At 41.1% G+C, this 10,451-nt stretch carries 2 protein-coding genes; both read left to right on the top strand.

Annotation, left to right across the window (positions count from 1 at the left end; translation table 11 throughout):
- The first annotated feature begins 159 nt into the window (after positions 1 to 159).
- Positions 160 to 5,832 (top strand): CDP-glycerol glycerophosphotransferase family protein, encoded by a 5,673-nt coding sequence (locus tag DWW85_RS12590; protein ID WP_117808858.1) that lies wholly within the window; start codon positions 160 to 162, stop codon positions 5,830 to 5,832.
- A 357-nt stretch (positions 5,833 to 6,189) separates the two neighbouring features.
- A partial coding sequence (locus tag DWW85_RS12595) for a DUF5979 domain-containing protein (RefSeq protein ID WP_147340911.1) occupies positions 6,190 to 10,451 on the top strand: 4,262 nt, incomplete at its 3' end.

A 10,451-nucleotide genomic window follows, 5' to 3' on the forward strand; every position in this document is an offset into this window, starting at 1 on the left:
AAAAGAAGCTTCTCTGCTTTTTTTATATTCAGTTGTAACACATGTATTGTAATCCTACAGATGCTATCTTAATAAATATAACATGGGCTTGCCTGAACTTATGTTATGTTCTATAATAAATTTAATTATGTTCATTAACAAAAAGAGGAGTCAGGATCAATGCATTTAGGTGTATTAAAAAAGTTTTTAAATAAAAAAATAGATGGAAAAGAAATCAATACAGAGGCTGCAGGGAAAGCTGATATTACAGAGAAAGTAATACTGGAAGATCAGGAGATAGATATTGAACAGAAAAAAGAACTGATCGAACAGGCAAAGCAGGAAAAACTGGATCAGATCCGGGCAATGGAAGATGAGATAAATGCAGAGGAAACCGCTCATGTTCATGAGATCTGCGCGGGAAAAGAAAAGGACAAGGTATGGGCGTTCTGTGCCGGACAGTACAGTAATGATTTTCGGGGGAATCCAAAATATTTGTTTTTGTATATCAATAATTATAGAAAAGATATTGTTCCATACTGGCTGTGTGATGATGTAGAACTGATCGAGATGATCCGTGGTATGGGCTTTCATGCATATCGCATGGGAACACCTCAGGCAGAAACGATCATCAGCTATACCGGCGTACTGGTTTCTGAGCAGGTAAAGGCATTTATTCCGGATGGACTGGAACAAGCAAAGTATCTGAATCTCTGGCACGGTGTTGGCGGTGTAAAGGTTGTAGAGCGTAAGATCAAAGAAGGACGTTTACTGCCGGAGCTTGCAAAGAAATATATTGCAAGAAATGAATATTATCGTACCTATGAATTATATCTGGCACCATCTGCATTTATTGAGAATATAGCAAAGGCGGAGCTTGGATTAACGGAGAAGCAGATCGTAAGAGCCGGATATCCAAGATGCCTGTATCAGGCGAATTATAAGAAGATTGAAACATATGACCATGATCTGATCGGACAGAAGGGGCTCCCGGAGGATACCAAGATTGTTGCATATACACCAACGTATCGGAATAATTCGGATGGTGAGCTGTTCTCAAAGGCAATTCCGGATATTGACCGTATCATAGAGGTATGTGAGAAAGAGCATCTGTTGATGATATTTAAGATGCATCCGCTGCTTGAAAAGGAACAGGGCTTCCTTTGGGCAAAGCAGAGATATGCAGATTGCAAATGGCTTTTGTTCTGGGATAATACCAATGATTTCTATGAGATCTTAGATAAGATTGATCTGTGTATCATGGATTATTCCTCTATATTTACAGATTTTATTGCGGCAGGCTGCAAGCATTTCCTGCGGTATGCGTTTGACTTTGACAATGACGATCTGGATTTCCCGATGGATTATGATGAGGTTACACCGGGCCGAAAATGTAAGAATTTTGATGAATTGGTTCAGGCACTTTCGGAATATGAGAAAGACGATATCAGCGATAGTCTGGATCGGATCAGTAAGCTGTACTGGGAGTATTCTACTTCAGACAGTATGGATAAGATCATTGACAGCACGATCGCATTTGTACCGGAGAAGGTAGAGCTTCCAACTCTGTATAGCTTTGATATCTTTGATACGCTGTTTTCCAGAAAGGTACTCGATCCGGTTGGCATTTTCTACTATGTACAGGAAAAAATGCAGGAGGATGGAGGGTTCCCAAGAGCGCTTGTTCTGAATTATCCATCAATCCGTAAAACATCAGAAGCAAATGTAAGAGAATATTATAATAAATCAATTGCACTTCGCGAATCAGAAAAGGTTGAGATCCAGTTTGATGAGATCTTTGTCCGTATGGCATCCGTATATAATCTGACAGATGAGCAGGTACAGAAGCTAAAGGCTTGGGAACTGGAATGTGAATATGACAATGTAATCCCGTTGCCGGAGCAGATCGATATGATTAAAAAATATCTGGCACAGAAAGATACGGTTATTCTGGTCAGTGATATGTATCTGCCGAAGGATGTAATCCTTGAGATGCTCCGCAGAGCAGATCCGATGTTGACAGAACTGCCACTGTATCTGTCCTGTGAATATGGAGTCCAGAAGGTATCACAGCAGTTATTCTTTGAAGTATTTGCAAGTTTTGAACCATATTATGATTTTAAGAAGTGGGTTCATTATGGTGATAATCCGATTGCCGACCACAATCCACCAAGAAAGATCGGAATCGAAGTAAGACAGGTTACAAAACCGGAATTTTCCGATATTCAGACACAGTTGGTAGAACAGCTTGGAACGTATGATTCCTATCTGGTGGCTGCACTTCAGACCAGAATGGCTGCAAAGGCAGTATATACAAGAGATGAATTTGTATCCACATTTGTGACGATCTGCATGGTTCCATATGTAGACTGGGCGCTTCGGGATGCAATCAGAAGAGGATATCAGACGTTATATTTCATTTCCCGTGACGGACATCCATTAAAACGGATTGCAGATGCGATCATTGAGGCGCGGGGACTTAACGTAAAGACAAAATACATCTATGCATCCAGAAGAACATGGAGAATCCCTTCTTTTATCCATGAGGTTGACCGTGAATTCTGGGAGCCATATGGCAGTTTTGGAAATATCACTTCTAAGGACAAGCTGTTAAAAGCAATGGATCTGACAGACCGTCAGTTCCGTAAGTTTTTCCCGGCGGTTGTTTTGGATGGAGTTAATTTTACAGATAAGAAAGTATTAAATGGTCTGATCGACATATTTAAAAAGTCCGAAAGCTATAATCAGTATCTGATGAAAAAGGGAGCAGAAGAACGTGTACTTGTCAGCAGATATCTGGAGCAGGAGATTGACCGGACAGAGAAATTTGCCTTTGTGGAATACTGGGGCAGAGGTTATACACAGGACTGCTTTGTCAGACTGTGGCATGATATTGTAGGGGAAGAAGTGGATGTACCTTACTATTACAGTAGAACGGTACTTCCGACGATTGGTCATTCCGTACGATATAATTTTACAACCAATAATACAGCACAGTTCTTTATGGAAGGTATCTTTGCAAATATGCCATATAAGAGTATTGAGAAATATCAGGTAGTAGATGGCAGGGTAGAGCCGATCATTGTTCCGGTTCCACACGATACGAGCCTGTTTGACTCCATGCAGAGACTTCTTCCGGAATTTGCATATCAGTATGCGAAGCTTCCACTTCATACACCGGAAGATACAGACCGGATGCTGTATGAATTTGCATTGAATTATTATAGAAATAATCTGGAAAATGAGGAATTTGCTGAGCAGATCGGTGGACTGGTAGATTCGATTTCCCTCTATGGTAAGAAGCGTGAATTTGCACCGCCATTTACCATGAAGATGTTAGACAGCTTTGCGTCGAAGGAGAAAACCCGTGGAATGGGAAGTGTTACGACGAGTATCACCATGTCTGTAACCCGTGCTTCGGAAGAAGTAAAGAGACGGTATTTTGAGATGTACCAGATCATGCCGGGTGATGGATATGCTTCCGGCAGACTGTTATCAGAAGGAGAACTGGAAGAGAACAGAAAATACAAAGAGAAATACGAAGAGATCAAGGAGCGTGCAGAGCGATTTGCCGAATTATATGACGAGGCATCGGATGTATACGGTATTGAGAACAAGATCGTATTTGTAACAAATGCGAAGAATTTTACATCCGGATATCTTGGCAAGATGGCAGAAATGATGAAAGCACATAAGGAATTTTCGGTTGTTTTGCTTCGTATGGGTAACACCAAAAAGACGGATGAAGAGATTGCAGCGATTGTTGCATCTGCAAGATACATTATTGTTCCGGCAGCGATCCACCTGTTCTGTCGGACATCCTTCAGAATGGGAACAGATATGATCATGCTTCGTGATAATGCATTTAACCTTTATAATCAGGGGTATGAGGTTCGCTATTTCCTCAAATGGAAGCAGAAATATTTTGATTATGTCCTGAATAATGATACGGATATCCTTCAGGTTCCATCGGAACATCAGAGAGCGGAATTTGATAAGCAGTTCTCGCCAAAGGAAATGGATCGGGAAGTTCTGTATGGAAACTGCAGTACGGATATGTATTTTGATAAGGACTTCATCAGTGAGGCAAAACAGAAGCTGCAGAATCTTTTCCCGGAGACAGCAGACAGAAAGGTTATCCTGTACATGCCAACGCTTCGTAGAGTGAATTCCAGCAGCATATGGGCGAGAATCTTCAATATGCAGGCATTAAGCAAACTGATCGGTGATAAGTACTGTGTGGTTGTCAGCCTGAATGTGATCCAGAGCAAGAATGGATTTAAGAATGAACTGGAAGTAGAAGGCTTCAGTAAATGTATTAACAAGAACAATGGTATGACGATCCGTGCCTTAATGGTAGCAAGTGATGTGATCGTAGGTGATTACAGAGATTCCTTCTTTGAGACAACGATTCTGCGTAAGCCGGCATATTCGACCGCCTATGATTATGAGAAGATCATCAAGGGGCTGAATATGTCCCTGCATGCAAATGCATTTGATCAGAACCTGTTCTGCCCGATCGTCAGAACCGAACAGGAGCTTGCGGATCAGTTGAAGCAGATCGATCACTATGATTATCAGAAGATGGATCAGTTCCGGGAGAAGATGTTTGCAAACTGCGACGGACATTCCATGGAGCGTGTGCGTGATTATCTGCTTGCACATTACAAGGATTACGATAATCTGGTTACAAAGGATGAGCAGAAAAAGAATAAAGAATTTTATGAGAAATATCAGGAGCTGAAGAAGGTTGCGGATGAATTTGCAGAGGCATATGAGCTGGTCGTTCCGGAAACGGATATTGTAGATCAGATCGTTCTGTTATCTGAAAGAGCACTCACAAATAATGATCCATTGTTCCAGTTGAAGGAATATCTGAAGGAACAGAAGATCTCCTGTAAGGTATTAATGCTGGATCAGAAAAAGACGGATCTTCTGCTATTAGCAAGGGAGCTTGCAACAGCAAGATATATTGTGACTTCAAAACCTGTTTCAATCCTGTGTCGCTGTGAACTTCGGGAGGAAACAGAGCAGATTATGTTGCCAGAGCTTGCATTTTCATTATATAAGAAAGAACTTCAGGCTGTTGATGAGATTAGGTGGAAGAGAAAGGGTGCGCATCTTGCTGCACAGAATCCGGTTTCGGTGCTTCAGATTCCGTCTGAAGGACAGGAAGATCTGTTCCGTAAGACCTATTCCGGAAATGGAAATGTTTATTGTGGACTGAAGGGAAGTTGCAATACGGATCAGTATTTTGACCAGAAGCTGATAGAGGAATCCAGAAATGCACTTATGAAGCTGATACCGGAGCTGAATGGACGTAAGATCATTCTGTATATGCCAAGCTGGAGAAAAGATAAAGAAACCAGAAAGACGGCGATGCTTTCTCTGAGCAAAATGCAGACAGCGCTTCAGGATAAGTACATGGTTGTGCTTCATTTTGATCAGGCAGGTCAGAAGGAAAAGAACCTGGAACAGTACGAGATCCCTGGTTTCTGCAAGGTGCTTGAAAAAGAGATTCCGGCACGAAGACTGCTGATGGCAGCCGATGTGATCGTAGGAGATTACAGTGCTTTATTCTTTGAGAGTGTACTGCTTGGAAAACCGATGTATTCATCTGCATATGATTATGAGACATTCATAGAAAAAGACAGCATTCAGATAACAGCAGAAGAATTTGCAAATGAAATGTTCTGTCCGATCGTGAAGTCTGCAGAAGATCTGGTGAATGAGATCCGACAGATTGAATCATATGATTATCAGAAGCTGGAAGTATTTAGAAAAGACGTATTTGCTGACTGCGATGGTAATTCAGTCAGACGGGTTGCAGAATATCTGCAGCAACAGAGATAGAAAATGTGACAACAATACAGGAGCCGTTCCCGATTATGGGGAGCGGCTCTTTTTACTTTATAGGAAAGTTTGTCTTATAAAGTAAAAAACTCCAGAAATTTGTTATGCGAAGAGAGCGTTTCTTTACGGAATAAACGAAATATGGGATTCCTGGTTATATTTATAAAGAATTAGGTGAAAATATATTGAAATGAAGACCCGGTTGTGTATAATATTAAATATCTATATTCAGGTATAGCAGTTTCTTGCGCTCAAAATTAAAGAGATGCGTATAATAATATATCTGAAGGAAGCAACAAAAGAGCAAAGAACAACAAAGAATAAAGAGAACAAGAACAACAAATGGAGGTAAAGAGAATGGGAAGAAAAAGCAAAAAAGTAGTTGCGCTTTTACTGGCATTGCTCATGGTCTTCTCAGTTTGTTCACCAGTCAGCGGTGGAACAGGTCTTGGAAGTACCAGTGCAAAAGCTGGAAACAGTGCACAGCCGGCGACAGCGTCAGATGCAGAGGAGAGCGAAAAGGGAATTACTCCTTTGGCAAATACGGATGGACTGACTCTCAGTGACTTTGAAATTACTGTGAATGGAACGGTAGTCAAAGATGATTCAAACGTGAAAAATGGAGACAGCGTTGGAATATCATTTAAATGGGCAATCGCTAACAATTCCGGTGTAAAGAATTTTGAAGTCGACCTGAAATCACAGGGAATTGAAATTAACGATTATGCAGAAACTGTTCTATATGATGAAAGTGGTAAAGATGTTGGTACCTGGTATATACAAGAGGGCAAATATTATATCACTTTAAGAGATGAGTTTCTGGAAGAAAGTGAGATCAATGGATGGGCGAACATCGATGGAACGGTTGATTTTTCATCGTCTGATCTGAATACAGAAGACAAAGGAAAGATTAAGATCGGAGATGCAAGCTTTACTGTTAATGTTGATCTGAATGAGGCCGAAAGCTATGCAGGCTCCAACAAGAGCAAGGGTGCTGTAACATGGAATCCGGATGGCTCTATCACACAGTCCTATGAAGTAACGGTCACGGCATATAATGGCAAGGTTACACTCGGGGATGCAACAGAGACGATGGGTTCTGCGCTTACGAATATATCAAATATACAGGTAAACGGAACCGGTTACACAAGCTGGTCAGATGCACAGGCAGCAATGTCAGGCATGGTTCTTGATTCGAAGGATGAATCAGCAAAAACAGCGAAGATCACCTATGATGTAACAGTCAGTGCAGCAGATGTAAAGCAGGCATTTGCGGAAGGTGATGTGAATATCTTCGACAATAAGTTCTCAGTAAAATATAAGACGAATAAGGACAATGACAAGGATACAGGCAGTGTTACAACAGGGCTTAATATCAGAAAACCATCGTTGTCCAAGAACGGAACCTGGAACACGGATGCATCCGGCAAGAAGACATCAATCACATGGACAGTTGAGCTTCAGTTGGGAGATCTGACAAAGGATCCAACCTTTGATATTAATAATGTAGCGATCAAGGATACATTAGGACAGTATCTTACAGCTTCCGGTCTTCCGGCAGGGGTAAGCCTTGCTGATCTGAAGCTTAGTGACTTTACAAAGAATGGTGATACATACAAATTCACATATACAACGGATGTAGCAGATACTGCCTTGGATTCTGCACTTCCGACAGTGCTTACAAATGATGTAGATGTAGATTTTGATGGAACGAAATATAAAAAGACCGGTACCATGCAGACAGATGGCAAGGGTATTCTGGATAAGGAATTTGTAAAAGCAAATGCAGATGGTACATTAACATGGAAGATATCAATCAATATACCTGCATCAGATACGATCACAGAAGTGTCATTAAATGAATCCGATAAATCAAATGGAAGCTGGCAGTCATTTGTGTCTAATGTGGATATTGAGGGAACAAATGTCATCAACAATGGTTCTCTGGTAGCCGGAAATGGAATTGTAGCTTCTGTCACGAAAGCAGATCAGTGGGGTATCCAGTTCCGATTTGATGATGCGTATATCGCATCAAAGAAGGGACAGGTTATAGAGGTTACAATTATTACCAAGCCGGAAAATCTTACAGATGGGGCAAATTTTATTAACCATGCAAATCTGACTTATAAGGATAAGAATGATACAAAGTTCTCTGCGGATGCAGAAGCAAATTATAAATATACAAATAGTCTGGATAAGACAGGAACGGTCAGCACAACAAAACTGAATACGATCGATTATTCGTTATCTATTAATTTATCTGAGATTTCCGATGATCTGAAGGTTGGCGATGTGATCACAGTTACTGATACGCTGCCTGATACGCTGCAGTTTAATGATGATGCTGAGCTGCAGCTGAAAAAATGGGCAAACCAGTGGTATTCACAGGCAGATGGCAGTGCAGCAGCCATCACGGGAAGCATCAGCGGACATACGATCACATACTCGATCCCTGTTACACAGCAGATATTGGATGGTATAGCAGATGTAGCATCGAATACTTCATTTACCAAGTATGTGGCAGAGATTACATATTCTGCATCGGTAGCAGATGATATATTAACAGATTATGTTAAGAATGGTGCTACGATCAGTGTAACAAACAATGCAGAGGTTTCTTATAATGGAGAGACCAAAGGTAATGGTTCAACAACGAATACGTTAACACCTGGAGATACAGTTAAGAAGTCAGGTGTATATATTCTGGATCAGAAGAAGAACAATGGTGAATCTACAACAGTCAAAGATCAGGTTGTGGAATATACCGTATATGTCAATACAAATGCTGCAAAACTTGCAAATGGAAAGACAATCTATGCCGAAGATAAAATGGGCAGCGCGTTGATCTTCCAGGTTGATTCTCTTCACATTTATGAATATACCGGTGAAGGAGATCCGGAAAAAGACAGTTCAAACTGGACGGATGTTACTTCCGGATGTGCTTATTCATATGACAGCAACAGCAGAACTGTAAAGATGGCTTTGCCGGATGGCAAAGCACTGAAGCTTGTATACAGAGCAGAAGTTAATCAGGTATTTGGTGGTTCGCTGAATGCTTCCAATGCTTCGAACAGTTTCAGCCTTACAGGTTATACAGGATCAAACGGATCAACAAATACAAGTATTTCAACAATTGTCCAGAAACCGAACGTATGGGCAGAATCTGTAACAGGTACGATCACATTGTATAAGTACTGGACAGATAGCAATAAGCAGATGCAGATGTTGAATGGCTCGACATTTGCCCTGTATGAATGTAAGAAAAATGCTGCAGGTGAGTGGACAAAGGATATTGGTCCTACACCTGTTATGACGAATATATCTTTAGGTGCTGATGGTACCAAGGAGATTAGCGGTCTTGCATATGATAAGGTATTTGCACTGTATGAAACAACTGCAGATGATAATTTTGAAGTAAATAAAGATCCATATTACTTTATGGTAAGTAAGAGTAACAGTGATGTGGTTGCTCCAAGCTGGGTAGATCAGCGATTTAACAGCGGTTATCTGTATTATGAGAATAAACCGGGCAGCTTTACAGTTAAGAAAACGGTTGATGGAGATACAGACTCACTGCAGGGTTATGAAGAATTTACATTTGACCTGACAGAAATAAACAAACCAAGTTTTGCCGCCGGAAAAGTAACGTATTCTACAAAATCAGGCGGAGTTGGAAAAACTGTAACTTCCAGTACAGTTACCGGTGTAGGAAGTTTTGGAGAGATTCAGTATGACACAGCTGATATCGGAAAAACTTTTTATTATGTAGTGTCTGAGCAGGAAGGTACTGTCCCTGGAATGACATATGACGCTTCCTTCTATATTATATCGTTGGAAGTAGATGCAAATGCAGCATCAGGTATCTATACCAAGAATGTGTCCGTTCAGAAATATGAATCGGATGGAACACCGGTTGCAGGTTCCTATTCAGCAGATGCGTTGGGATTTGATAATTCTACAGCACCAAAGAAGGGTGATCTGAAGCTTGAAAAGGTAGTAAGTGGTGCGTATACACCGGATGCAGGAACAACATATAAGATTTCTGTAAAGAATAAGACAACAAATGAATACTATGACAAAGACGGAAAAGAAAGTGCTGCTCAGGTATATATTGAAGTACCGGCCGATGGAAGCGTAACGATCAAGGATCTTCCGGTTGGAGATTATACAGTAGCCGAGAATGAAACGGATGCAGCAAAAGCTGGTTATGCATTAACAGTAACCGGAACGGGGGATGTTAAGGTAACTAAGGATACAACCACGACCGCAACCGTAACGAACACTTACACCCAGGATAAGGGAAGCTTAACTGTAGCCAAGAAAGTTGTAGGATATGACTTTGGAGCAGCAGGCAAGAACTTTACAATTTATGTAACAGATGCAAATGGAAAGTATGTCAAAGAGGATGGAAGCATAACAGCAACCAAGACAGGAATCAGCGTGCCGGCAAACGGAAGCGTAACGATCAATGACATACCTGTAGGAATTTACAGTGTAAGTGAAGAGCAAACCGGAACAGCAGTTGCAAACTATGGCTTAGCAGTCAGTGGGGAAGGTAATGTCACAGTCACCAAGGATGCGACAGCAACCGCAACTGTAACGAACACTTATACAGAAGA

The organism is Clostridium sp. AF17-21AC (assembly GCF_003461365.1).
GTDB lineage: Bacteria > Bacillota > Clostridia > Lachnospirales > Lachnospiraceae > Coprococcus > Coprococcus ammoniilyticus.

Excerpts from the sequence above, each read along its gene's own strand:
- DWW85_RS12590 (WP_117808858.1), top strand. The coding sequence starts at position 160 with ATGCATTTAGGTGTATTAAAAAAGTTTTTAAATAAAAAAATAGATGGA.